Annotated in this window: 19 protein-coding genes; 14 read left to right on the plus strand and 5 right to left on the minus strand. The window is 65.8% G+C overall.

From position 1 onward, the window contains the following. The first annotated feature begins 795 nt into the window (after window positions 1-795). The 14 genes from GQO94_RS21100 (at window position 796) to GQO94_RS17715 (ending at window position 14,672) form a co-directional block, all read left to right on the plus strand. Window positions 796-2,028 (plus strand): DUF3363 domain-containing protein, encoded by a 1,233-nt coding sequence (locus GQO94_RS21100; RefSeq protein WP_456299634.1) that lies wholly within the window; start codon window positions 796-798, stop codon window positions 2,026-2,028. Window positions 2,029-2,232: 204 nt separating this feature from the next. Continuing rightward, on the plus strand, window positions 2,233-4,224 hold the full coding sequence (locus GQO94_RS17655) for a conjugal transfer protein TraG (RefSeq protein WP_156842731.1): 1,992 nt from the start codon (window positions 2,233-2,235) through the stop codon (window positions 4,222-4,224). Between the two features lie 10 nt (window positions 4,225-4,234). Then, window positions 4,235-4,672: a ribbon-helix-helix protein, CopG family gene (locus GQO94_RS17660; RefSeq protein WP_102114760.1), complete on the plus strand. Its 438-nt coding sequence runs from the start codon at window positions 4,235-4,237 to the stop codon at window positions 4,670-4,672. Between the two features lie 169 nt (window positions 4,673-4,841). Then, window positions 4,842-5,873 (plus strand): P-type conjugative transfer ATPase TrbB, encoded by a 1,032-nt coding sequence (gene trbB, locus GQO94_RS17665; protein ID WP_156842732.1) that lies wholly within the window; start codon window positions 4,842-4,844, stop codon window positions 5,871-5,873. 17 nt (window positions 5,874-5,890) lie between these two features. Beyond that, a complete protein-coding gene (locus tag GQO94_RS17670) occupies window positions 5,891-6,202 on the plus strand; it encodes a TrbC/VirB2 family protein (RefSeq protein ID WP_232333005.1) in 312 nt (103 codons plus the stop codon). After that, window positions 6,202-6,474: a VirB3 family type IV secretion system protein gene (locus GQO94_RS17675; protein WP_063987313.1), complete on the plus strand. Its 273-nt coding sequence runs from the start codon at window positions 6,202-6,204 to the stop codon at window positions 6,472-6,474. Before GQO94_RS17670 ends, GQO94_RS17675 begins: the two co-directional genes overlap by 1 nt. A 14-nt stretch (window positions 6,475-6,488) precedes the next feature. Beyond that, window positions 6,489-8,927, plus strand: a complete 2,439-nt coding sequence (gene trbE, locus GQO94_RS17680; RefSeq protein WP_156842734.1) for a conjugal transfer protein TrbE — start codon at window positions 6,489-6,491, stop codon at window positions 8,925-8,927. Then, window positions 8,924-9,682, plus strand: a complete 759-nt coding sequence (gene trbJ / locus GQO94_RS17685; protein ID WP_156842735.1) for a P-type conjugative transfer protein TrbJ — start codon at window positions 8,924-8,926, stop codon at window positions 9,680-9,682. Before trbE ends, trbJ begins: the two co-directional genes overlap by 4 nt. A 10-nt stretch (window positions 9,683-9,692) precedes the next feature. After that, the gene (gene trbK-alt, locus GQO94_RS17690; protein WP_156842736.1) at window positions 9,693-10,070 is read left to right on the plus strand and encodes a putative entry exclusion protein TrbK-alt; all 378 of its coding nucleotides are present in this window, start codon (window positions 9,693-9,695) and stop codon (window positions 10,068-10,070) included. A gap of 2 nt (window positions 10,071-10,072) precedes the next feature. Next, complete coding sequence (gene trbL / locus GQO94_RS17695; protein ID WP_156842737.1) at window positions 10,073-11,425, plus strand: P-type conjugative transfer protein TrbL; 1,353 nt, start codon at window positions 10,073-10,075, stop codon at window positions 11,423-11,425. 2 nt (window positions 11,426-11,427) lie between these two features. Then, window positions 11,428-12,111 (plus strand): conjugal transfer protein TrbF, encoded by a 684-nt coding sequence (trbF, locus tag GQO94_RS17700; protein ID WP_156842738.1) that lies wholly within the window; start codon window positions 11,428-11,430, stop codon window positions 12,109-12,111. Continuing rightward, complete coding sequence (gene trbG / locus GQO94_RS17705; RefSeq protein ID WP_156842739.1) at window positions 12,108-13,178, plus strand: P-type conjugative transfer protein TrbG; 1,071 nt, start codon at window positions 12,108-12,110, stop codon at window positions 13,176-13,178. Before trbF ends, trbG begins: the two co-directional genes overlap by 4 nt. Window positions 13,179-13,291: 113 nt before the next feature. Beyond that, the gene (locus GQO94_RS17710) at window positions 13,292-14,431 is read left to right on the plus strand and encodes a TrbI/VirB10 family protein (protein ID WP_156842753.1); all 1,140 of its coding nucleotides are present in this window, start codon (window positions 13,292-13,294) and stop codon (window positions 14,429-14,431) included. A gap of 1 nt (window position 14,432) precedes the next feature. Next, window positions 14,433-14,672, plus strand: a complete 240-nt coding sequence (locus GQO94_RS17715) for a DUF2274 domain-containing protein (RefSeq protein ID WP_156842740.1) — start codon at window positions 14,433-14,435, stop codon at window positions 14,670-14,672. Here the strand turns inward: GQO94_RS17715 and GQO94_RS17720 are convergent. From GQO94_RS17720 to GQO94_RS17740, 5 genes are all read right to left on the minus strand, one after another. After that, window positions 14,605-15,564 (minus strand): LysR family transcriptional regulator, encoded by a 960-nt coding sequence (locus GQO94_RS17720; RefSeq protein ID WP_156842741.1) that lies wholly within the window; start codon window positions 15,562-15,564, stop codon window positions 14,605-14,607. The genes GQO94_RS17715 and GQO94_RS17720 overlap by 68 nt on opposite strands. Before the next feature lie 110 nt (window positions 15,565-15,674). After that, window positions 15,675-18,971: a DUF499 domain-containing protein gene (locus tag GQO94_RS17725; RefSeq protein ID WP_156842742.1), complete on the minus strand. Its 3,297-nt coding sequence runs from the start codon at window positions 18,969-18,971 to the stop codon at window positions 15,675-15,677. A gap of 12 nt (window positions 18,972-18,983) precedes the next feature. Continuing rightward, a complete protein-coding gene (locus GQO94_RS17730) occupies window positions 18,984-21,716 on the minus strand; it encodes a DUF1156 domain-containing protein (RefSeq protein ID WP_156842743.1) in 2,733 nt (910 codons plus the stop codon). Next, the gene (locus GQO94_RS17735) at window positions 21,700-25,929 is read right to left on the minus strand and encodes a sacsin N-terminal ATP-binding-like domain-containing protein (protein ID WP_156842744.1); all 4,230 of its coding nucleotides are present in this window, start codon (window positions 25,927-25,929) and stop codon (window positions 21,700-21,702) included. The genes GQO94_RS17730 and GQO94_RS17735 overlap by 17 nt, the downstream gene beginning before the upstream one ends. Then, window positions 25,926-26,417 carry a hypothetical protein gene (locus GQO94_RS17740; RefSeq protein ID WP_156842745.1) on the minus strand — a complete coding sequence of 164 codons (492 nt, stop codon included), beginning with the start codon at window positions 26,415-26,417 and terminating at the stop codon, window positions 25,926-25,928. Before GQO94_RS17740 ends, GQO94_RS17735 begins: the two co-directional genes overlap by 4 nt. Window positions 26,418-26,420: the final 3 nt, after the last annotated feature.

Raw genomic sequence — 26,420 nt, forward strand, 5'->3', positions numbered from 1 at the left:
TTTCGGCCGAGGCCCGGCCGCATCCGCTCCAAGGGCGCGAAGGCCGGTCAGACCAGGAGCTTCCTCAGCAAGGTTCGGAAGATCGCCCGACAGCAGCAGGCCGGACCAGGCCGAAGCTCCTCCGCCAAGGGTGGAGGTTCCGGCCGGTCGGCGAATGGCCGGAGCGTCGTCGCGTCCGGCCGCGGCGTGCAGCGCGGGCGCGGCGCATCCTTCGTGCGCGCCCGCAACCTGTCGAATGGCTGGAGTCATCGCCAGCCCGGCAGCCGGCGCGTGATCGTCAAATCCCGGTCGGTTCGCGCCCCAGGCCGCAGCGGCAAGGCCGCCGCCCATCTGCGCTACATCCAGCGCGACGGCACGGCCCGCGACGGCGAGCGGGGCCGGCTCTATTCGGCGACAGAGGATCGCGCCGATGGCGACAGCTTCCTCGATCGCGGCAAGGACGATCGCCACCAGTTCCGGTTCATCGTCTCGCCGGAAGATGCCGCCGATCTCGCCGACCTGACCGGCTACACCCGCGACCTGATGGCCCAGGTCGAAACCGACCTTGGCACGAAGCTCGACTGGGTCGCCGTCAATCACCACAACACCGGCCACCCGCACGTCCATGTCATCGTCAACGGCCGCGACGCCTTGGGCGAGGATCTCGTCATCAATGGCGACTATCTCGCCAACGGCATCCGCGAGCGGGCAAGCGAACGGGCGACGCTCGAACTCGGCCCCGTCACCGAGATCGAGCAGCGCCGCAAGCTCTTGGCCGAAATCGACCAGGACCGGCTTACCCGCATCGACCGGGCGATGATCGCCGAAGCCGAGGATCGCTTCATCGACCTGCGTCACGAGCCGGACGACCTGCGCGGCCAGGCCGACCGGACGCTGCGCTTGTGCCGTCTCGGCAAGCTCGGCGACATGGAGCTTGCCACCGAACATGCGCCCGGCGTCTGGGAATTGAGCGACCGGCTGGAACCGACGTTGCGCGAGTTGGGCGAGCGCGGCGACATCATCCGCACCATGCAGCAGGCGTTGCGGGCCGAAGGCGCCGAGCGCGATCCGATGACGTTCCAGATTCACGACGCCGCGCCGGTCGCGCCGATCGTCGGCCGCGTCATCGACAAGCATTTGTCCGACGAATTGGGCGAGACCCTGACGCTGGTGGTCGATGGCGTCGACGGACGCACGCACCATGTCTCCGGCATCGACCCAACCCGCGTCGAGGACGCGCGCATCGGCAGCGTCATCGAGATCGGGCCGCCGGACAGCACCGGTCGCCCGTCCGATCGCGCCATCGCGGGCCTCGCCGAGGACGGCATCTATCGGCCGAGCCGCCATCTGGAGCAGGCGCGGTTCGACGGCCATGTGCCGAACGGCGACTATGAGGGCTTCGTCGACGCCCATGTCCGGCGGCTCGAGGCGTTGCGCCGCGCCGGCATCGCCGAGCGCATCGACGCCGACCAGTGGCGCATCCCCTCCGACTTCGAGGGGCGAGCCGCCGCTCATGACGCCGGGCGGAACGGCCGCGCCAATATCCGCATCCTCTCGACCTTCGATCTGGAGCGCCAGATCGGATCGGACGGCGCGACCTGGCTGGACCGGCGGCTTGTCAGCACGGATACCTCCGACCTGTCGCCGGCCGGCTTCGGCGCACAGGTGCGCGAGGCGATGGATCGCCGCCGCGACCACCATGTCGATCAGGGCGACGCCGCCCTTCAGCCGGACGGGCGCATCGCCTACCGGCGCAACCTGATCGCCACGCTTCGCGAACGTGAGGTCGCCCGCGCCGGTGAGGAGCTGGCGGCAAAGAAGTCGCTGCCGTTCCGCATGGCCGCCGACGGCGAGACCGTGACGGGCGCCTTCACCGGAACCGCGCAGCTATCGAGCGGCAAGTTCGCCATCGTCGAGAAGTCCCATGAGTTCACCCTCGTTCCGTGGCGGCCTGTCATCGACCGCCAGCTCGGCCGCGAAGTCATGGGCGTCGTCCAGGGCGGGTCGGTATCATGGCAGTTGGGCCGGCAAAGGGGGCTGGGCATTTGAGGCAAGCTGTCTCCACCCCGACCGGAGCCTGGATGGCGGCCTTGAGGGCCAGGGCGGCGGTAATTGCGGCGCGGCGACGCGACACGGACCATCCGTTTTGTCATCCATGGCATCCGAAACCTCGACGCTTCGGATTTTCTATTGCTTCTCGCCAAAGCGGATACTCTCTGATCGGCTCCATCTCTTTTGCCGGCCGGAGCCTTTATGTCTGGAACCCGTGTCCTTTGGGGACAAGTCGCCATCGTCCTGTCCATCGTGCTCACCGCCATCTGGTGTGCGACGGAATGGACGGCATGGCGTCTCGGCTTTCAGGCGCAGCTCGGACAGCCGTGGTTCGAGGTGGCGGGCTGGCCGTTCTATTACCCGCCGATCTTCTTCTGGTGGTGGTATTGCTACGATGCCTATGCGCCGTCGATCTTCATCGAGGGCGCCTATATCGCGGCCTCGGGCGGGTTCATCTCGATCGCCGTCGCCATCACCCTGTCGGTGCTCCGGGCGCGGGACGAGAAGGACGTCGTCACCTATGGTTCGGCACGCTGGGCCGAGCCGGCGGAGATCCGGGCCGCCGGACTGCTCGGCGCGGACGGCGTGATCCTCGGCCGCTACGACCGCGACTATCTCCGACACGATGGCCCGGAGCATGTCTTGTGCTTCGCGCCGACCCGATCGGGCAAAGGCGTCGGCCTCGTGGTGCCCACGCTGCTGACCTGGCCGGGCAGCACGATCATCCACGACATCAAGGGCGAAAATTGGGGCCTGACCGCCGGCTTCCGGTCCCGGCATGGCCGCGTGCTGCTGTTCGATCCCACCGACCCGGCGTCGTCGGCCTACAATCCGCTGCTCGAGGTGCGGCGCGGCGACAAGGAAGTCCGCGACGTGCAGAACATCGCCGACATTCTCGTCGACCCCGAAGGCGCGCTCGAGAAACGCAACCATTGGGAAAAAACCAGCCATTCGCTGCTGGTCGGCGCGATCCTCCATGTTCTCTACGCGGAACCCGACAAGACGCTCGCCGGCGTCGCCAACTTCCTTTCCGATCCGAAACGTCCCGTCGAAGCGACGCTGCGCGCCATGATGAACACGCCGCATCTGGGCGAAGCCGGCGTCCATCCCGTCATCGCGTCATCGGCCCGCGAACTGCTGAACAAGAGCGACAACGAACGCTCGGGCGTGCTTTCGACCGCCATGTCCTTTCTCGGCCTCTACCGCGATCCCGTCGTGGCGAAGGTGACGGCGCGCTGCGATTGGCGCATCGCCGATCTCGTTGCGGCAGACAGACCCGTCAGCCTCTATCTCGTCGTCCCGCCGAGCGACATCAATCGCACCAAACCTCTGATCCGCCTGCTGCTCAATCAGGTCGGGCGGCGGTTGACCGAAGACCTGAAGACCTCGGCCCATCGCCATCGGCTGCTGTTGATGCTGGACGAGTTTCCGGCGCTCGGCCGGCTCGATTTCTTCGAGTCTGCCCTGGCCTTCATGGCGGGCTACGGCATCAAGTCCTTCCTGATCGCGCAGAGCCTCAACCAGATCGAAAAGGCGTATGGCGCGAACAATAGCGTGCTCGACAACTGCCATGTGCGCGTCGCCTTCGCCACCAATGACGAGCGCACCGCCAAGCGAGTGTCGGACGCGCTCGGCACCGCGACCGAGATGCGCGACTCCACCAACTATGCCGGCCACCGGCTTTCGCCCTGGCTGGGGCATCTGATGGTGTCGCGGCAGGAGACGGCCCGGCCGTTGCTCACCCCCGGCGAGGTGATGCAGCTCCCGCCCGCCGATGAATTGCTCCTGGTCGCGGGCGTGCCTCCGGTGCGGGCGAAGAAGGCCCGCTACTACGAGGATGCGCGGTTCCGCGAACGTATCCTGCCGCCGCCGAAACCCGCGGGCGCGAAAGCGTCGGCGAAGCCCCCCGCCGACGATTGGTCCGCCTTAGCGATCCCGACCGCATCCGCGGGCGCGAGGCCGGGGAGCGCAGCCGGCATGACCGCGGATCCCGCCAACGCCGGCATCCGCCGCGAGCCGGAATTGCCAGAACATGAGGAAATCGCGCCGCCCGAGCGCCCGGCGCTCGGAGAGTTCGACCTGCTCGACGACGAACCGGACCTCGATGCCGCCAAGGCCCGCAGTCTCCGCCTGCGGGCCGGGTCCATCGCCCGGCAGGCAACGATGGACCCGGCCGATGGCGTCGAGTTGTAGGCGACTGGCCATGCAGACCAAGACCCGCATGAACGTCTATTTCGAGCCGGAGCTTCTGAAAAAAGTCGAGGCACTGGCGCTCCGGCGCCGCGTCTCCAAATCCGCCGTCATCGAAGCCGCCGTCGCCTCCTTTCTTTCGGCTGACGCATCGGAGCGATTGGAGGCCGTCTTCGCGCACCGCATGGACCGGCTTGGCCGCCAGATCGACGGCATGGACGAAGACCTGGCCATTCTCGGCGAGACGCTGTCGCTGTTCATCCGCTTCTGGCTGACCATCACGCCGCCGTTGTCCGACAGCGCGCAGGCATCGGCGCGGGCCAAGGGCGTGGAGCGGTTCGAGAGCTTCCTGCAAACACTCGGCCGGAAACTGGCGACCGGGGATCGCTTCCTCAGAGACCTGTCGCGAGACATCGACTCGCAACGCAGCAAAACCGCCGACCCGGAGTAAGGGGCGTCAATAAAGTAGGCGGGACTTTACTCAACACCGCCGTTCTCCTGTATTTGCGCGCTACGCTACTACTCTCACAAATCCTTGTTGAGCCGGCCTGATTTCTGGCTCTTTTAATCATCCCCGTCCGGGGACCGTCTGATCTCTCCCCGGCTGGATCGGGGATCGGATGGCGATTTCACAGAACAATTCGGAAGGACTGGCGCGCGGGGCGCGGATGCTGCGCACCGCGCTCGGTCCCGCCATCGCCCGCTTCATGGAAGACGCCTCCGTCGTCGAGGTGATGCTCAATCCCGACGGGCGCATCTGGATCGACCGGCTCTCGGAAGGGCTGGCCGACACGGGTGAACGCCTCTCGCCCGCCGATGGCGAGCGCATCGTGCGCCTGGTCGCGCACCATGTCGGCGCCGAGGTCCATGCCAGCAGCCCGCGCGTCTCGGCCGAGCTGCCCGAGACGGGGGAGCGGTTCGAGGGCCTGCTGCCGCCCGTGGTGGCGGCGCCGGCCTTCGCCATCAGGAAACCCGCCGTCGCCGTGTTCGGCCTCGGCGACTATGTGAGCACCGGGATCATGTCCGCGGTGCAGGCCGAGGCGCTGCGCCAGGGCGTCGCCGCCCGTGCCAACATCCTCGTCGCGGGCGGCACTTCGACCGGGAAGACGACGCTCACCAATGCGCTGCTCGCCGAAATGGCGAAGACCGCCGATCGCGTCGTCATCATCGAGGACACGCGCGAGCTGCAATGCGCCGCGCCCAACCTTGTCGCCATGCGGACGAAGGACGGCGTCGCCTCGCTCTCCGATCTCGTCCGCTCCTCGCTTCGCCTGCGTCCCGACCGCATCCCGATCGGCGAGGTGCGCGGCGCCGAAGCGCTCGATCTCCTCAAAGCCTGGGGCACCGGCCATCCCGGCGGCGTCGGCACGATCCACGCCGGCAGCGCCATCGGCGCGCTGCGGCGCATGGAACAACTCATCCAGGAAGCCGTCGTCACCGTCCCGCGCGCGTTGATCGCCGAGACGATCGACCTCGTTGCCGTGCTCTCGGGCCGCGGCCCCGCACGCCGTCTTTCCGAACTCGTCCGCGTCGAGGGCCTCGGCCCGGACGGCGATTACCGCGTCGCGCCTGCCGTCAGCGCCCCGGCCTGCGCGAACGGCGGCCCCGCGCCCTCTCTCATCCCCGCCAGCCCCGAAGGAGAAGCTCTGTGATCCAACGCCTGCACCAAATCCGTCCTCGCCTCGTCGAGGCGCTATCCATCGCCACGCTCTCCGTGCTGATGGCGGCTCCCGCCCACGCCTCCGGCTCGTCGATGCCGTGGGAAGCGCCGCTGCAATCCATCCTGGAGTCGATCGAAGGTCCGGTCGCCAAGATCATCGCGGTCATCATCATTATCATGACCGGCCTGACGCTGGCCTTCGGCGACACGTCCGGCGGCTTTCGCCGCCTGATCCAGATCGTGTTCGGCCTGTCGATCGCCTTCGCCGCCTCGAGCTTCTTCCTGTCGTTCTTCTCCTTCGGCGGCGGAGCGCTGGTCTGATGCTGGGTGCGGCCGAAGACGTGCCGGGCTTCACCGTGCCGGTTCACCGGGCGCTGTGCGAGCCGATCCTGCTCGGCGGCGCTCCGCGCGCCATCGCCATCATGAACGGCACGCTGGCCGGCGCGCTCGGCCTGGGTCTGCGCCTCTGGCTGGCCGGCATCGTGATCTGGGCCATCGGCCATGTCGCGGCGGTGTGGGCGGCCAAGCGCGACCCGCTGTTCGTCGACGTCGGCCGCCGTCACCTGCGCATCCCCGCGCACCTCACGGTCTGAGCGGGAGAGCGACGATGATGAATCTCGCCGAATATCGCGACAAGAACACCCGGCTTGCCGACTTCCTGCCTTGGGCGGCGCTGGTCGGCACGGGCGTCGTGCTCAACAAAGACGGCAGCTTCCAGCGCACTGCGCGCTTTCGCGGCCCCGATCTCGATTCCGCCGTCGCAGCCGAGCTGGTCGCGGTCGCCGGCCGCCTCAACAACGCCTTCCGCCGCCTCGGCTCCGGCTGGGCGATCTTCGTCGAAGCGCAACGCCATCCCTCCAACCGCTATCCCGACGGCCATTTTCCCGACGCCGCGTCGGCGCTGGTCGATGCCGAGCGCAAGGCCGATTTCGAGGAAGCCGGCGCGCATTTCGAGTCCAGCTATTTCCTGACCTTCGCCTGGCTGCCGCCGGCCGAAGACGCGGCCCGCGCCGAAGGCTGGCTCTACGAAGGCCGCGAGCAGAAGGGTTTCGATCCGCACGAGGCGCTGGGTGGCTTCACCGACCGCACCGACCGGCTGCTGCGCCTGGTCGAAGCCTTCATGCCCGAATGCCGATGGCTCGATGACGGCGAGACGCTGACCTATCTCCATGGCTGCGTCTCCACGCATCGGCACCGTGTCCGCGTTCCCGAGACGCCGATCTATCTCGATGCGCTGCTGGCCGATCAGCCGCTGACCGGCGGCCTCGAGCCGCGTCTCGGGCAGGCGCATCTGCGCGTCCTCACCGTCACCGGATTTCCGACAGCGACGACGCCGGGCTTGCTCGACGAATTAAACCGGCTGGCCTTCCCCTATCGGTGGAGCACCCGCGCGATCCTGCTCGACAAGACCGATGCAACGAAGCTGCTGACCAAGATCCGCCGCCAGTGGTTCGCCAAGCGCAAATCGGTCGCCGCGATCCTCAAGGAGGTGATGACCAACGAGGCATCCGTCCTGGTGGACACGGATGCCTCGAACAAGGCGGCGGACGCCGATCTCGCGCTCCAGGAACTGGGCGCCGACTACGCAGGGATCGCCTATGTCACCGCGACGGTGACGGTGTGGGACACCGATCCACGCGCCGCCGACGAGAAGCTGCGCCTGGTCGAGAAGGTCATCCAGAGCCGCGACTTCACCGCGATGGCCGAAACCATCAACGCGGTGGACGCCTGGCTCGGCAGCCTGCCGGGACACGTTTACGCCAATGTCCGGCAGCCGCCGATCTCCACCCTCAATCTCGCCCACATGATCCCCCTCAGCGCCGTGTGGGCGGGGCCGGAACGGGACGAGCACTTCGCAGCGCCCCCGCTGCTATTCGGCAAGACCGAAGGCTCGACCCCGTTCCGGTTTTCCCTGCATGTCGGCGACGTCGGTCATACCCTCATCGTCGGCCCGACGGGCGCCGGTAAATCCGTTCTGCTGGCGCTCATGGCCTTGCAGTTCCGCCGCTATGCCGGCGCTCAGGTCTTCGCCTTCGATTTCGGCGGTTCGATCCGGGCGGCGGCGCTGGCGATGGGCGGCGATTGGCATGACCTCGGCGGCGATCTTTCCGACGGCTCGGAAACCTCCGTCAGCCTTCAGCCGCTGGCCCGCATCCACGATGTTCCCGAGCGCGCCTGGGCCGCCGACTGGATCGTCGCCATCCTGACCCGTGAAGGCGTCGCCATCACGCCGGAGGTGAAGGAGCACATCTGGACGGCGCTGACCTCGCTGGCCTCGGCGCCGGTCGAGGAACGCACCATCACCGGCCTTTGCGTGTTGCTCCAGTCCAACGACCTCAAGCAGGCGCTTCGCGCCTATTGCATCGGTGGCCCCTATGGGCGGCTGCTCGACGCCGAACGCGAGCATCTCGGCACGGCGACCGTGCAGGCGTTCGAGACCGAGGGGCTGATCGGCACCGGCGCGGCGCCGGCGGTCCTCTCCTACCTCTTCCACCGCATCGAGGACCGCCTCGACGGATCGCCGACCCTTCTCATCATCGACGAGGGCTGGCTCGCACTCGACGACGAAGGCTTCGCCGGCCAGATCCGCGAATGGCTGAAGACGCTCCGCAAGAAGAACGCCAGCGTCGTCTTCGCCACGCAATCGCTCTCCGACATCGACGGCTCGTCCATCGCGCCCGTCATCATCGAGAGCTGCCAGACCCGGCTGCTCCTGCCGAACGAGCGCGCCATCGAGCCGCAGATCACCGCGATCTATCGCCGCTTCGGCCTCAACGATCGCCAGATCGAGATCCTCGCGCGGGCCATGCCCAAGCGCGACTACTACTGCCAAAGCCGCCGCGGCAATCGCCTGTTCGAGCTGGGGCTGTCGGACGTCGCCCTCGCGCTCTGCGCTGCTTCCGCCAAGACCGATCAATCCGCGATCGCGCGGCTACTCGCCGAACACGGGCAGGCCGGCTTCCTCGTCGCCTGGCTCCGCCACCGCGATCTCGGCTGGGCGGCCGACCTCATTCCAACGCTCACCCTGAAGGAGAAACTGCCATGACCTTGCCTCGCTCCCGCGCGGCGCGGCTCGCCGCCGCGCTGCTCCTCGGCCCTGTCGCGCTCACCCCAATCCTGGCGACGCCGGCCCAGGCCCAATGGACCGTGTTCGACCCCACGAACTATGTGCAGAACGTGCTGACGGCCGCCCGCAGCCTTCAGCAGATCACCAACCAGATCACCTCGCTTCAGAACGAAGCGCAGATGCTCATCAATCAGGCCCGCAATCTGGCGAGCCTGCCCTACTCGTCGCTGCAACAGCTCCAGCAGTCGGTGCAGCGCACGCAGCAACTGCTCCAGCAGGCTCAGAACATCGCCTACGACGTCCAGCAGATCGACCAGGCGTTCCAGACCAAATACGCCAATGTGTCGCTGTCGGCGTCGGACGCGCAACTGATCGCGGACGCCAAGACCCGCTGGCAGAACACGGTGGGCGGTCTGCAAGACGCCATGCGTGTGCAGGCCACGGTCGTCGGCAATATCGACACCAACCGCACGCAGATGTCGGCGCTGGTCGGCGCCAGCCAATCGGCGACGGGCGCCTTGCAGGCGACACAGGCCGGCAACCAGCTCCTCGCCCTCCAGGCCCAGCAGCTCGCCGACCTCACCGCCGTCATCGCCGCCAACGGGCGAGCACAGGCGCTGCAATCGGCCGAACAGGCCGCCGCCGCCGAACAGGGCCGCGAGCAGCGCCGCCGCTTCCTGACGCCGGGGACCGGCTATCAGCCCGGCAACGCGCAAATGTTCCACGGCAACTGAGGGCGACCCGATGGACGGCAAGACCCTCGCGCGCCTCGGCGCTGTCGTCTTCGTCGCGATCGCGGTCACGGCGACCGCGATCGAGATGACCCGCAAGGACGACCGGCAAAACAGCCCGACGGCGCAGACGCGCACCGTGACGGAACGCGATCCGCTCGGCGCGGAGCTGGCGCGGTGCAGCGCCATGGGCGAAGCCGGGCCGCGCGATCCGTCCTGCCTGCGAGCGTGGGACGAAAACCGCAAGCGTTTCCTCGGTCAGTCGGCTCCGACCCCGGCGCCCGCGCCGGCGGGACCGGCGACATTGTTCCCGAACGCCCCCGCCGACGCGGCTCCCGACGACGCCACGCCCGCCATTCAGGCGGAGCCCTCTCGGCCCGAGGTGCGCTGATCGTGGGCGGCACCGGCGTCATCGACCATTTCCTCGAGGTCTTCACCCGCTACATCGACGGCGGCTTCGGCCTTCTGCAACCCGAGGTCGGCTTCATCGCCACGACGCTGATCGTCATCGACGTGACGCTCGCCGCCCTGTTCTGGAGCTGGGGCGCGGACGAGAACATCATCGCCCGGCTGGTGAAGAAGACGCTGTTCGTCGGTGTTTTCGCCTACATCATCGGCAACTGGAACAATCTCGCCCGTATCGTCTTCGAGAGCTTCGCCGGCCTCGGCCTGAAGGCGTCCGGCACGAGCTTCACCGTCACCGACCTGCTGCGTCCCGGCAAGGTCGCGCAAACCGGCCTCGACGCCGGACGGCCGCTGCTCGATTCCATATCCAGCCTGATGGGCTACTGGTCGTTCTTCGAGAACTTCATCCAGATCGTCTGCATGTTGTTCGCCTGGGCGCTGGTGCTGCTCGCCTTTTTCATCCTCGCCATCCAGCTCTTCATCACCCTGATCGAGTTCAAGCTGACCACCCTGGCCGGCTTCGTGCTGATCCCCTTCGGCCTGTTCGGCAAATCCGCCTTCATGGCCGAACGGGTGCTCGGCAACGTCATCTCGTCCGGTATCAAGGTGCTGGTGCTTGCCGTCATCATCGGCATCGGCTCGACCCTGTTCTCCGAGTTCACCACGGGCTTCGGCGGCGCCACGCCGTCGATCGACGACGCGATGGCGATCGTGCTCGCCGCCTTGTCGCTGCTGGGCCTCGGAATCTTCGGCCCCGGCATCGCCAACGGCATTGTCTCAGGCGGGCCGCAGCTCGGCGCGGGCGCCGCGATCGGAACCGGCCTGGCCGCGGGCGGTGCGATCGCGGCCGGCGCCGCTGCCGCAGGCGCGGCTGTTTCCGGCGGCACGGCCCTTGTGGGCGGCGCTGCCGCCGCCGCCCGTGGCGGGGCGGCTTTGGCTGGAGGCGCATCGACCGCCTACAGCCTGGGCGCGGCCGGCCAAACCGGCGCATCCGCCGTCGCATCCGGCCTGCGCAATGTCGCCAGCGCGGGCGCACAGGCCACCGTCTCGCCGCTGAAACGCGCCGCTGGCCGCGCCGCCGACAGCTTGAAGCAGAGCTACCAATCCGGCGCGCGCTCCACCTTCGCGGCGACAGGCGGGGCTTCGACCGCCGGCACGGTCGGCGGCGAAGCCGAGGCCGCTTCCCAAACCGCTTCCACCACCGACGGGCCGCCGGCCTGGGCCAGGCGCATGAAGCGCTCCCAGCAAATGACGCACGGCGTTCAAGCCGCCGCCCACGCTGTCCGCAGCGGCGACAGCCACGGCGGCGGCTCCACCGTCAATCTCTCCGAAGGCGACTGACCATGTTCAAACGACCCGCTACCCACTACGGCAAGTCCCCGCAGCCCGAGACGCCCTATCAACGCGCCGCCCAAGTCTGGGACGAACGCATAGGCTCCGCCCGCGTGCAGGCCCGCAACTGGCGCTTCATGGCCTTCGGCTCCCTCGCGCTGTCGATGGGCCTTGCCGCCGCGCTGGTCTGGCAATCCGCCAACGGCTCGATCGTGCCGTGGGTGGTGCAGGTCGACCGCCTCGGACAGGCGCAGGCCGTTGCGCCGGCAACGGCCGACTATCGGCCGAACGATCCCCAGATCGCCTTCTACCTGGCGCGCTTCATCGAGCAGGTCCGCTCGATTCCCGCCGACGCGATCATCGTGCGCCAGAACTGGCTGCGCGCCTACGACTTCACGACCCAGAGCGGCGCGCTCGCCGTCAACGACTACGCCCGGTCGAACGATCCTTTCGCCAAGGTCGGCAAGCAACAGGTGGCGGTCGAGGTGTCGAGCGTTATCCGCGCCTCGCCGTCGAGCTTCCGCATCGCCTGGATCGAGCGCCGCTATCAGGACGGCGCGCTCGCCTCCACCGAACGCTGGTCCGCCATTCTGACCGTTGCCGTGCAGCCCCCGCGCGACGCCGACACGCTGAAGAAGAACCCGCTCGGAATCTACGTCAACGCCATCAACTGGTCGAAGGAGCTTGGACAATGACGCCAGCACTCCGTAAAGCCGCCCCCTGGAGTGCAGGGCGTCCGGCTTTCCGCATCCACGCCAATCCGGCTTTCCGTAAATCCGGCTTGCCAATTGTGCTGCTCTGCGCCTCGGCGCTCGCCGGCTGCGCCACCAGCAATATGCCGCCGCCCGAAATCGCCTACGACAACGCCATGCCCGCCGTGCAGGCGACCGAACCGCCCAGTCCCGTGCAGGTCGTGGAACTCCCCAAGCCCCTGCCGCTTCCCGGCCAGTTGAAGCCGGTCGGCAAGGACGGCAAGCCCGTTCCCGAAGCCGCCGACCCGACCGTGCGCGTCAACCAGGCCAACGCCGCCGCGCGGGTCCAACCCGTCCGCGACGGCTTCATCAACTCGATGCAGGTCTATCCCTTCGTCAACGGCGCGCTCTACCAAGTCTATGCCTCGCCGGGGCAGATCACCGACATCGCGCTCCAGCCTGGCGAACAGCTCGTCGGCGCCGGACCAGTCGCCGCTGGCGACACCGTGCGCTGGATTATTGGCGATACCGAAAGCGGCGCAGGCGCCGCCAGGCAGATCCACATCCTCGTCAAGCCGACGCGGCCCGAACTGCTCACCAACCTCGTCATCAACACCGACCGCCGCACCTACCATATGGAACTGCGCTCGACGCCTTCGACCTACATGGCGTCGGTCTCCTGGCAATATCCGCAGGACCAGCTCATCGCGCTACGGCGGCAGAATGCCGAGGCGCAGGCGGCGCAGCCCGTCGCCACCGGCATCGACCTCGCGCGGGTGAACTTCCGCTACGATGTGGGCGGCGATCGAGCGCCGTGGCGGCCGCTGCGCGCGTTCGATGACGGCCGGCAGGTGTTCATCGAGTTTCCGCGCGGCATCGGCCAGGGCGAAATGCCACCCCTGTTCGTCGTCGGCGCAGAGGGCAACACCTCCGAACTGGTGAACTACCGCGTGCGCGGCAACTACATGATCGTCGACCGGCTGTTCGCCGCCGCCGAGCTGCGTTTCGGGGCAGGCAAGTCCCAGAAGCGCGTGCGTATCTCCCGCACCGACGGGAGGCCGGCATCGTGAGCGACGAACGCGATCCCGAAAGGGAAGAGAGCCGGACGCCCGATGGGGCGCCGCAGCCGGACGCGGCCGACGAGACCGACGACCGGCCGCTCACCGGCGAGCCAGTCACGCCGATGCGGCTGCGGCCCGAGCCTCCGCGCGTCACCCGCCTGTCGCGCAAAGTGCTGGCCGGGCTGGGACTCGTCGCCAGCCTCGGCGTCGGTGGCGCGCTGCTCTATGCGCTCCAGACCCGCAACGTAGGCAATCAGGGGCAGGAACTCTTTTCCACCGACAACCGCAGCACACCCGATGGCCTGAACGGTCTGCCGAAGGACTATAGCGGTGTTCCCAGACTCGGCCCGCCGCTGCCCGGCGATCTCGGCCGCCCGATCCTCAGCGCGCAGAATGGCGGCCAGCCGATTCCCGCACCAGGCATGACCACGCCAGCGTCCCCCGGCCCGAGCCCGGAGGAACAGCGCCGCGCGCAGGAGCTGGAAGCGGCGCGCACCGCGCGTCTGTTCTCGTCGACGGAGACACGGCCCGCCAGCGCCGCACCAACCGCGCCTGCGGCCGCGCCCGCGACCGACCTCGCCAGCCTCGGCCTCGCGCCGCAACCCGCGACGCCCTCGGCGCAGGATCGCCAGCTCGCTTTCCTAAACCAGGCGCCCGACAAACGCACGGTCTCGCCCGATCGGGTCGCGGCGCCCGCATCGGCCAATGTGCTTCAGGCCGGCGCGGTGATTTCCGCCGCGCTCATCACCGGCATCCGCTCCGACCTTCCCGGCCAGATCACCGCGCAGGTGACGGAGAACATCTACGACAGCCCCACCGGGCGCATCCTGCTGATCCCGCAGGGCACGCGCGTCATCGGCCAGTATGACAGCGGCGTCGGTTTCGGCCAGCGCCGCATCCTGCTGGTCTGGAACCGGCTGATCTTCCCCAACGGCCGCTCCATCGTCCTCGAACGCCAGCCTGGCGCTGACGCTGAAGGCTATGCCGGGCTGGAGGATGGCGTCGACTATCACTGGGGCGAGCTGTTCAAGGCCGCGGCGCTCTCGACCCTCCTCAGCGTCGGGGCCGAAGCCGGCTCATCCGGGCAGGAAAGCGACATCGTGCGCGCCCTGCGCAACGGCGCGTCCGACAGCATCAGCCAGACCGGGCAGCAGATCGTCCAGCGCCAGCTCAACATCGCGCCGACGCTCACCATCCGGCCAGGCTTCCCCGTCCGCGTCATCGTCACGCGCGATCTCGTGCTCGAACCCTACGGAGGCTGACATGGCGAAGCTGAAACTCGGCCCGATCGCCGATGACAAGCCGGTCAAGATCACGCTCGAGCTGCCCGCCAGCCTTCACCGCGATCTCACAACCTACGCGGAGATTCTCGGCCGCGAGGCGGGACAGGCGGCCACCGATCCGGTGCGCCTGATCGTTCCCATGCTGGAGCGGTTCATGGCGACAGATCGCGGTTTTGCGAAGGCGAAGCAGGCGGGTTCATCACCGCGTCCGCCTGCCTGACAGCCCTCCGATCGGTTTGCGACAGTATCCGGGCGAGGCTCAGAAACCTGCGGCAGGCCGGATTGTCGTTCCGGCGCGACCAGATCGCGCTGAACGGCAAGACCTCGCCCATGATCGGGCGATAGACGATACCGGGAATCTGAGCCCCTGTGGTCGCCTCGCTGGTCAGCGTCAGCCCGCGCCCGATGGCTACCATCGACAGCAGGACATCCCGGCCGACATAGTGCGGGTGGATATTCGGATGGTGGCCGAGACCGGCCAGTCGCTGGATCAGATAGTCATAGATCTCCGGCCCTGGCGCCGCATTGCTGACGATGAAGTTTTCGCCGGCGAGATCGTCCCAATGCAGGGTCTGCTTCGTCGCCAGGCCGTGTTCCGTGGGCAGTACGGCGAACACCCTCTCCGACCAAAGCTGTTCTCTCTCACAATCGGGCCATTCGGACGTGCCCGTGATGAACGCCACATCGAGTTGGAGCTGGCGGACCGCCGCCACATGGACCGACGGATTGCCCTCGATCAGCTCGACCGCCACCCGCGGGTGCTCGTCGTCGAGCGTCTTCATCAACTCGAACAGAAAGCCCGACGCCAGCGATGAGAAGATGCCAACCTTGATGATTCCGTCCTCGGATCGGCCGATCGCAGCGACGTCGTTGAAGCCAAGCTCAATCTGCTGAAGGGCGACGCGGACACGGCGAAGGAAACGCTGCCCTGCCACCGTGAGCGAAACCCCGCCGGGATGGCGGTGGAACAGGGAAGCGCCGAGCCGATCCTCAAGATCGCGGATGCGCCGGCTCACGGCAGACTCCTGAATGTGCAGAAGGGCGGCCGCCTTGCGAAAACTCCCCTGCTCGGAAGCCGTGACAAAGTATTGGATATGACGCAACCTGAGCATAGCGGGGCCACCTTCCTATTCTGCCGAGCAGAAAGTTACATCACGGCGAATCCCCCACTCCTGAACAAATATAGTTTCAGTCCACGCGACCACCCACCATTGCTATGCTCTCATTCGACAGACTTCTCTATGAATCCGAGGGTATTGGCGTTCTCCACCAGAGTCCTCACTTTGGCGCGATCCAGACCGCCAGGCACATCGGCCTCGATCTCGAGCTTCAACTTCACGCGACTGCCCGGAAGCGTGGTGAGCTGCTCGACGATCGCCTCGACAATCTGATGAATATCCCGCGCCGGCCGCTCCGGTGAGATCATCACGGCGCCGGTGAAGCGCGTCGGATTCTTCTCCGTCGGCGGTGTCACCGGCCCGCCGCCTACATCGTGTCTGCCGGGCGTCGGCGTGCCGCCATCAGGGCTTCCAGGTGCGTCCCCAGGGCCAGGTTGCACCGGCGGCGGACGGTGCGCCTCGGCCTCATTCGGTTTGATGATGACACTGTCGCTGTCGATGACCACGGGCGCGTTGCCCGCACGTTCGATCGCGAGCCCCAGATAGGTGCCCGTCTTTTCATCCCACCGCTCGGCATAGGCGAAGGGACCGGGCAACATGCCGCTGATCGCCGCCTGCACAGCCTTCACCAGGACGTCCTGCCCTTTCAGGCGCGGCAGGTAGATGTAGCGATTGAGATATTCCCGCAGATCCTTGAGCGACAACCGCGGCTTGTCGTTCCAGATGTATTTCTGGAGATCACGATCGAGACGCGACGGCCCCAGCTCGGTCAATAATCCCTCTTCGGCGACGAGCTTCTTGCTCGCCCGTCCCAACAGCCCGTCCTGCGCCGGAACCTTGCCGGAGACCCATTCGACATCGGCCTGGGCATTCTCCTGGGCCGGGTAGTGCAGATAGCACCACGCCTCTTTCAGGCGCGTCTTCATCGTCTCGTTGGCTTCGGCCAGTTTCGCCTTGGCGAGCGCGCTGTCGCTCTGGGTGAGGTTCAGGCGCTCCGTGTCGCGGACGATCTCGCCCCAGGCCAACGATGCACGCACGGCGTCTTTCAGGTTGTCGAGCTGGCGCGAATCCGCCGCGATGAACACCAGCATGTTGCGATAGACGCGCGGCGTGGTGCCGCGCTGCATCAGCATATCCTTGGCCTCAGTCAGTGCTTCCGAGGTGTCGCGCCCATTGTGCGGATACGCCACCCCCAGCACCACGGCCCGCACGCCTCCGGCTTCATCGGGCACTTCAGCTGAGGAAGCTGGCGCGACCTGCACGGCGTCGAAATGACCGCGATCGGCGAGACCGTTCACATATTTCCCGAGTTCCGCGTCGATCGTCACGTCGACCAGTGCCGCCTCGATCTGCGCCGCCTTGTCTGCCGCAATGCGGTTGAGGCTCGCGGACATCGAATACCAGTAACGGCCAAGATCGGCGTGCATGAACTTGGCCTGGTTGGTCAGCCGCCGCAGCGCATCGCCGAAGATCGCCGGACGCTCGCCGGGCTGCACGACGCCAAGATTGATCTGCTTGTCGTCGAGGCCGGTGTTCTGCTGCTGATGCGTCGGCGCCGTGCCCATGAAGATTGCGCGCGCGACGCGCCGGGTCGCCGAATAGCGGTTCAGGTTGGGCGCCGACTGATCGATCTTATAGGGCGTGGACGTCGTGCCATCGACATCTCCGGCAATGATCGACTGCCAGCTAACCTCGAGATAATGCAGCAATTCTGGCTCCACGCGCGGCGAACTCACCGCCACGCTGCCGGGCATAATCATCACCGACGGATCGGCGCTCATCCAAAGCTCGTGAATGGCCTGCGCCATCAGGCGCAGCACGCCGCGCGTGCGCTGGAACTTTTCGAGTGAGCCCCAACTCGTATAGAGCTGGTCGAACAGCTCGGGATGGATCGGATAAGCCTTCTCCAGCTTGCGCCGATAGTCCTCGTCCGCGCAGCCCTGCGGGAAATCGTTCCCGTTCTCCCGATAGAGCTTGGCGAACTGCTTCAGCGTGTTGTCGCGGTGATGGAACTTGTCGCCGGGAATGTCCTTGAAGAGCCGCCGCCGGACGATCTCATAGCTCTCTTCCTGGCTCGCCGGCCGCCACGAAGATTCCACCCGGCTGAAGGTCTGCTTGAGGCGGGCCAGCGCCTCCTGACCGCCTTCACCCCCCACCTCGATCTGCGAGGCCGGCAAGGATGCGACCAGCAGCGTGCCGGGGCTGGCCTTGACCGCCTCGGTCAGCGACTGGACGAAGGACAGGTTCGCATCGAACGACCCGGACGGCAGCCCTTCGACCCTGTATATCTGCCGCAGATAGGCGACCCATTCGTCGATCAGGATCAGGCACGGCGCATATTTCTTGAAGAGCGCCTCCAGAAGGTTCGAGCCCGGCGCGATGCCGCTGGCGTCATTTTCCGCCACTATCGCGTAGGCATCGGCGCCGCCGAGCTGCCAGGCGAGTTCACCCCAGGTCGTGCGAATTTTCCGGTCGCCCTCGGCATGGAGCACGTCCTGCGGCCCCCGCGATGTGCCGACGAGCACGGCGCGGTTGATGCCTTGCGGCACGCTGAGTCCCTGCTTTTCGAGCAACTGGTCCAGGCCGGAGAGGTCCTGCACCGGCGTCGGCCCCGCCATGTGATAGAGCGCCAGCATCGAGTGCGTCTTGCCGCCGCCGAAGTTAGTTTGCAGTTCGACGACCGGATCGCCGCCGGTGCCGGACAGCCGCTTCGCGGCACCGATCAGCAGCGCGCTCAAACCTTCCGTCAGATAGGTGCGGCTGAAGAACTGGCGCGGGTCGCGGTATTCAGGTGGCGCGCTGCCCGAATGCACCTTGGCGAGGTCGGCCGCGAACTCGGCCTGCTGGAACTCGCCGGTGGCGACATCCTGGTGCGGCTCGACCACCTCCCGCCACGGCAGAAGCCCCGCCACCGTCTCGACCGAGATTTCGAGGCGCTGGGTTTTCCGCCGCTCCTCATTGCGCTGAAGCTCGGTGAACTTCGTGCGCAGGATGGTGTCGCGCATCTTGCCGAGCTGCTCGGCCGTCTCCCCGGCGCTGATCGCCTCCATCAGGCGGCGCATGGAATCGAGCGCGCGCTCGGCGTCGTCGTAGGTGAAGGTCTCGTTATGCGAGAGCTTGTTGCGGACATCGCCCAGTTCATTGACCAGCGAGCGTTCGGCGCGGCCGAGAACCGCCTTGAACGCCTCGCTCCAGAAGCGGTCCATCGCGTTGAACAGCGCGGCCTGATCCCAACCGACCTCGCCATTGCTGTTGGGGCGCAGGCTCGGCAGCTTCTCCAGAACCTGGACTTGCCAGTGCCCCTTGAGCGAACTTTCCAGCCTCTTCTCCACGAATGGAATGAGTGCCGCCGGAAGCAACTCCATTCCTTCAAACACATATTGGCGCGTGCTTTTTGCCACGTTCTCCCCCCCTCAGATGTCCAGCTTGATCTGACGATCGCCGACGGTGTCGTGGATCGCAGCGGCCTGCCGCGTCAGCTCGGTCCAATCGGTGACGAGCGCGTTGTAGGCCGTCGCCTCTTGGCGGTCCTGCCGCCGCTTGTCGCTGATTTCATACAGGACGTAGGCCAGATCCTTCACCGCCTCCGCCTTGTCGCTCCCGAACTTCTTCAGGAGCAATGCCGTAGCATGCGACAAGCCATCCAGTTGATGCTGACGCACGAGATACTGGCAACATTCCCACACGGTGAGATGGCGGTCGGTGTCGGGATCCCAATCCTCCTCCAACTCCTCCCGCTTGTAGATGCGGACCCGGCCGGCCGACGATTCCACGATGCCAGCATGACGCACATCGTCCACCGAGATGCCACGGGCACGGGCGAGGTTATCGGCATCGCCGAACACGCCCTTTTCGTAGCCATGCTGCGTGAACCAGGTCACGGCAAAGCGCGTCTCGGGATCAAAATCACCTTCCTGGGAGGAAAGATACTGATCCAGTTCCTCGTTGATGATTTGCAAGGCAGTCTTCACCGACATCGGGCTGTCATCACGTTCAATCACTGAGGCATAGCGGCTGAATATAGCTATGCCGGGGCCGATGGACGCCTGGGGAATATCCACCGGGGCGATGCTTGCACGGTGCATCTCCTTGAGGGCTGCGGGCAGCTCGCGGCGCAGCGCCCGGATAAACTCAACGCGGGAGATCGTCTCGGCGTCCCCCGCGCGAGGCCGGCACGCCATGACGACAGACGTGGCGAGCGCGTTCTTGTTTTTCTTGAGGTTGCCGACAAGCTCGGTCCGCACCGGCCATGTCGCCCCGATCGAATAGCCGGCGTCGACAATCGCCTGAAGGAAGGTCGCCCAGCCCTTAACCGAGAAACCGCTTTCATCGACCTCGCCTTGTCGGAAAGCATAGTAAATCGCGGCAGGCACATCGGGCCGGCCTTGGGTCGCCATGTTGCGCATGACGGTAGTCATGCCTTCGAGAAAGAAGCTGTCGGCCTCGACCTTGCCGCCATGGCGTTTGTAGTCGGCAACCAGTTCCTCTTGCTTGGGAACCAGCATGGTCGAAAACAGGTCCGGGAAGGTGCTCGCGAGCCCCTTCCTCAACCAGACATAGAAGAAATCGGACAAATCCGCATAAGGGACGTTATCGTAATAAGGCGGGTCGGTAGAGATGACGAAGCCTGAGAAATCTACGTTCTGAGCGTCCATCTGACGTTCGACGCCCCCCTGCTCCGAACAGGGAAGAGCGGCCACGGCTTTGGCCAGATATTCGACCTGACCGATGAAATTGCCCGAGGAGGACGAGAACGGATTTCCTTCAGCCGTGTCCCACCGCATGGGCAGGGCCTGCATGGCAAACACCTGCTCCACCTTCTCGCCGGACGTATGCCAGAACGTGCTCGTGGACTGCCTGTTCGCCAAACGGCTCACACCTAATACCAAGTATGAGAGCATCGCCTTTCGATATGCCGAATCTGGAATGTCTCGGACTACTTCCGGGACCAGCCCCATAAAGGTATTCAGTGCGATGGTCTGCCGGTCCATGAAGAGGTCGGAGATATTGGTGGGACCATAGTTGGTCACACTCATATACTGGGGGTGCTGCGACAGAGGATATTCCGGTCTCCAGTCGGGTTTCTCGCTGAAAGCCAGAGCCTCGTGCTCTTTGGTCGGGGCGACGTATCGACGCCCGCCTTTCCCTTCCACGACGATGGCAAGAAGGCGCCAGCCCATCCTACCGGCCATGCCTTCGGCCTTCACATAGTCAGCAGTGATGGCGTCACCAGTCAGCAAGCACCTGAAGTTCGCACCTCGCCCCGCCTTGGTCCCCGCCGCCACGGCATCTTCGTCATCGGGCTTCCCATTATGCACCTCGAAGGAGATGTCGGTGCCGCTGACAACCGGCTTCACCCACACTGATTTCTTCGGCTTGTTGCAGAGCCAGTAGTTGGAAATCAGGGGAACATGAGCACCCCGCACTGCGGGATTCGGACTGGCAACGGTCCTGGCCCACAACCAGGCAAGGACGGTGGCCTCGCCACCCCCATCCTTCTTAGGAAGAGCGACCTGCGGATAGAGATGTCCAATTTTCTCCCACGCCTTGTCGCTTAGCGCCCGTGCATACCAAAGAATGTCTTCGGCAAGACCTTCCGCCCCGCGATAATGCAGGCGCTCTGGTTTTCCGGGATGGGCAGGCTTTTGATCTTTGAATTTCGACGGTAATTCGATCATTGCCTTGCCAATCATTACCGCGACGGGATTGAGATCAGACCCCTCGGAGGGAAGCCCCAGACGAAGAGCCTCCAGCGGGATCGAACCACCACCCGAGAATGGGTCGTAAACTGATGGCAAGCCATCGGGGAAATTCTTGCCAATCTCAGCACGAGCACGGCCAAGAACTTCATCTCTTGTAGAGTTTTCCCACTCCACTAGATCCTCAATAATCCGAAAGAGACGCTGACGCTCCTCCTCCACCGCCTCATCTGTCGGGAACTGTTCCGGGTGACTCGCCGGATCATCAACGAGTTGAGCAAACAACACCGCTCGGCACGCCGCCAGTGGACGTCGCGCCCACCACAGATGCAGCGTCGACGGATGCCCATGGCGGATCGACTTCTCGCGAGCCGAAGCCTTGTTGATCGCTTCGAGGGGGATGGCGACCTCGATGAGCTTTTTCTTGGGGTTATTCGTCGAGGTCATAAACAAGCCTGTAGGTTGCAGGGTGGATGGTCAGTTCGCCGCCGTCGCGCAATGCGCGCAGGCGGGCGCCCGTCATCTCGACGGCATCACCCTCGGGGTTGATGAGAATGAACGAATAGAGGTCCGGCTTCTGGTCGAGCAAACCCCAGACGTCGGCCTCAAGCTGGAGCGGTTCGTGCTCCAGGCAGTGATCCTTTGGATAGTAGTGGCGAAGAATCTCACCACCCGCAGAGCGGCGCTCCCATGGAAAGCGCGTGCCGTTGCCGCGGCCGATCCAGCTCCCGTCCGCATGAAAGAAGCGATCCTCGCCGTCGACCTTATAGCCCTGGGCCAACGCAAAGCGCGCCATAACGCTCGGGCGTGGGGGCTTCGGCGCGGCGCGCGGCCTGGTCGCAACCTCCGTTTCGATCAGCTCGCGATCTGGCTCTTCCGTGGGAGGCGCGGGTTCGGGGAGCGTCGCGGGCTCGTCCTCCTCCGCCAGGTGGAGATCGTCCGCATCGACCGGCTCGGCGTCGTCCCCCGCGCCTTCAGCGGTTTCGTCGCTCTCATCATCATCGCCGGGAACGGCGTCCGGTTGGGCCTCGGCGATCGGCGCAGAGACCATTTGCTCGGGGCCGAGCGTGAAGTTTTCCTCGAGATATTCCCGGATGTCCTCGGGCGAGCGCTCGAACGCATAGGCCAGCGCTGCGCGAATATCCGCACTCAAGCTCCTACCAATCTCTTCCGGGACCCGCTTCGCCAGCTTGGCCTTGGATAGCGGGCTGACGAACAGCTTGCCGTCGAGCCACAGGATGTCGGTGAGCCGCGCCGTCCCAGCGGGCACGCCGTCGAGATAGGGAATGACCTCCAGCTTGGGGGTCTGGACCCAACTCGTCGCCGCGATCGCTTCCGCCAGCGCCCGCACGCGCTCGGTCTCGGCGGCATCGGCAAGCTCGATCCGTGCGAGTTGGGTTCCGAACGCCGTCAGCCAGGCGCGGCGATCTTCGATGCCGGCCAGCAGCGACGGCTGGTTGAAATGCTCCTCAACGAGGTCCGACAAGGCCGGCAACGCCGAGAATGGCGGCGCCTGCACGGTCTCCCCCGACAGCCGCTGAAAATCGGCGGTCTTGCGCTTGACCCATTCGTGCAGATGGCTCCACCGGAACAGGGTCTGCATGCTCAGACCATAGGCAAGCGTATCGACCGGCGCCCATTCGCCCACGAGGTTCAGCCAGTGCCCGCGCTCCTCCCAGATGCGGATCGGGTATCGGACCAGCAACGTGCGAACACGCCGGGCGTCGTCGGCCGAGAGCGCTTTCCCCGAGGCCAGCGTCCCAAGCCATTGCAACGCCAGATCCGCGGACGGACGATCGGCGACACCGATACGATGCCACAGGCTGAGGTCGAGCACGGAGGCGCGCACGACCGCCGCGCCGGGAACATCCTCTTCGTCGCCGGCCAGAAAGACGCCGCCGGACGTCGCCCACGTCCCGTCCTGGGCGAGGATCAGCTTCTCTGCCTTGAAGGCGTTCTTGATGTTCTGCGCGTCAGCGGTCGAGCACCCGTCGAGCATCTGATCCAGGCGGCGATACCATTTCTCGACCTCATGCGCCGGGGCCTTGTCGGATTTCGCCAGGGCGCGCAGGCGGTCGAGCAGACGTCCGGGACCGCTCGGCGTGCTGCGGACACCGAGAAGATCGAGCAGCGGGCGCGTCGTTTCCCGATCGAGCAAGCCATGCACGAAGGGCTCGACGTCGATCAATGCCTCCGTCTCCGGTGTCCTGCGCACCAAGTCGGCCGGGAGCTGGATCATGTTGCGGATGTCGGGAAGGCAGGGCTTGCCCCGCAACTTCAGCAACCAGTCCGCCAGCAACGGTTCCGAACTGACCGATCGCGTCGATCCGGTGGTCGCCACCTGCAACAGGCGAGCGCTCGACGCTCGCGACCAGTAGGCGTCGCGCTGTTCGAGAATCTTTCCAACCACCTTGGCCCAGATGTCGGGATCGGCCTTCGACAACGCCTCCCAATGCCGCCAGTAATCGGCCGGGAAGTCCCAGTCATCGAGAACGAAGCTCTCCGTGACATAGGCATAGTAAAGCGCCTGGCGCTGGCCGCGCGCCTGGGCCTCCGTCACCGCGCGCTGGCGTCCGTAGAGGCTGGTCCGCTTCTGCGCGAGCGGCGCCATCGTCTGAAGCCCCGAACGGCCTGACGACACCCAGCGCAGCCAATCCTCCCGGGTGCAGGATTTGAAGCTCGCCACATAGTCACCGTGAAGGAGCTGCGTCTTTCGGACGGACTCCGGCAGCAACTCCTCGAGCGCGCCATTCTCGTCGAACAACACTCCCTTGCCGATCGGCCGAAGTTTCAGGTCGGCGCAGGCATACCGGAAAGAATCGCCAATAGTGACGCCCAGCTTGGCCGCGATCTGGGCGAGCTGGACGCACTCAGCGAGCTTCGGCTGGCCGGCCGCGAAATAGTCGGCAGCGACCCGCTCGATCACGGCGTTGACGTCGCTCGTTCCTTCGAGGCCGATCTCCTCCAGCACCGCGAAGGCCGCCTCAACCGGGTCGTTGCGGCTCTCTCCTTCTGCCTTGTCGCGGCGCTGCTCGGCAAGGAAGCGGGTCCAGTTCTGGTTGAGGACGATCAGATGGCTGGCGAGAAACTCCCAATCCTCTTCCGACTGAAGCAGCTTTTTCTCGCCGAGCCGAACGATCTCCGACGCCGCGTAGAGCACCTCCTTGCCCTGCACAGGCACGATCCGCAGGCCGTCGGTGTCGTGACACTGCCAACCCGTCACCTCGGGCGCGATATAGGCCCACAGGTTCAACAGGTGCCGCCAGGTCGCGGGCCGCGGCAGATGATTGCTGCGCAGGCGCTCGAGCAAATCGGATTTCGAGAACTCCTCGACCAGACCCCAGTGAACCAGCTTGGTCCGGTTCTTGGCCGAGACATGCTGGCACAGCGCCGGCCGGGATTTGGCGTCGAGCAGCGCCATGGCCTGGTCAGCCGGCCAGATGTCGAAGACAGGCCGCGGCACGGTGATCGCCGCCTTGGCGTCGACCAGCCGTCCCTCTTCGGTCAGAAGCATCGGTCGGTCTTCGATGCCCGCGTCAAACGCCAGTTCGACGATCGCGCCGCACGCCCCTTCGAGCGTGGTCGCCTCGCGGTCGACGTCGGGCAGCAGACCATAGGCGTCCGCCCGATCCCGTGCGCTGGTCTTCGTCTGCTCTAACCACTCCATCATGGCGCTGGCGGCCAATTCTCCAGCGCGGTTCAGGAGCCAGCGGTTGGTCGGCGATGTCTCCGGGTCCTTGATCTTGAGACGAGCGGGGTCCTGGATGAAGGGCGCGTTGCAGGCGAAAGGTAGCGTCGTTTCCACGCCGGTCGGCAGCACAACATAGAGCCGGCCCTTCGCGCCCAGCACGATCTCCACGCGGCAGGGCGGGAAATCGCCGCTGTCCTCGGCCCCCAGCATCCGCTCCTTGCGGATCTCATCGAGCGCTTCGACCGGGAAAGCTTCCTCCCCCGACCGCACGAGGAGGAACGGATCATCCGCTTTCTCATCCAAAGCCATCCATTCGCTCTCGGCGATGGGGCCAGGCCCGAGACTTTGCCAATGCACCTCGCTGTCGCCGATCCGCAGGCGACGAATCTTCTTGAAGAACAGCAAAGACACCGGGCTCTTCAGCCACTCGTCGAGGTTCTTCTCGACCTCACGGCGCAGCAGCGGGTTAGCGATCGCCACTTCGACGCGCGTGGTTCCCGATGTCTGGTAGCGGCTGTCGATCCAGTGGGGCTCGGTGAACCGCGCTCGCTCGAAGGCCACGGCCAGGGTCGGCGTGAACAGCTCGACCCGATCGCCCAGGCTGAACGTGCTCTTGAATCCGATCCCGCGGAAGCCGATCGTGTGCAGCGCGCGCTTATTGGAATAGCCGAAGCGGCAGATCGAGGCGAAGTGGGCCTCGATGAAGTCCTCGCCATTGTGCTCGAACACGAAGCGATCGTTCTCGATCGAAACCCGCGCTTCGCTGGCGCCGGCGTCATCGGCGTTCTGGAGCAGCTCGGACAGGATATGACGGGGGCTCTGCACCTGCTTGAAGAGCTGGTGCCAAGGCCCAGCAAGCTCCGGGTCCGCCTCAAGCTGGTCCCAGCGCTTGGTGGCGCGTTCCTGGATCGACCGGAAGTAGTCGGGAGGATCGACGAGGATGGCCTCGATCTGGCGGCCCGCGCTCATAGCGGCACCTCCAGCGTCGATGGCGTGGCGACCAGTTCGGGTCCGCGCGGCGGGGCTGTCTTGCGCCAACCGCCCTTGACGGTCTGGATGGCGGAGATCGGCAACCGTTGCGCGGCCGGCAGCTCGTGCAGATCGCAAACATGCCAGAATACCGCCCAGTGGCCCTGATTGTCGGACGTATATTGGCCCGTCGTCGGCGGGCGATGCGTCATTCCCTTTGAATGTTTGCCGTTTCCGCTTTCCTCGCAGCCGACATACCAACCCAGCCAGGACACGACAAAACTGAGCTTGGCGTCCACGTCCTCGTGCGACGGATAGATCAGGACCGGCACGCGCGCGCCGCCGCGCAGTTCATCGACCTTGCGAAACAACTCCCACTTCCGCGATCCGAAGGCGACGAAACCCGTGGCGCTGGCGATTGCGCGCCCGGATTGAAGGTGCTCCAGCGGCACGGGGGCCAGGATGGAAAAATCCGAAATGCCGGTCATCTC

The organism is Novosphingobium aquimarinum (assembly GCF_009746585.1).
Taxonomy (GTDB): Bacteria; Pseudomonadota; Alphaproteobacteria; order Sphingomonadales; family Sphingomonadaceae; genus Novosphingobium; species Novosphingobium aquimarinum.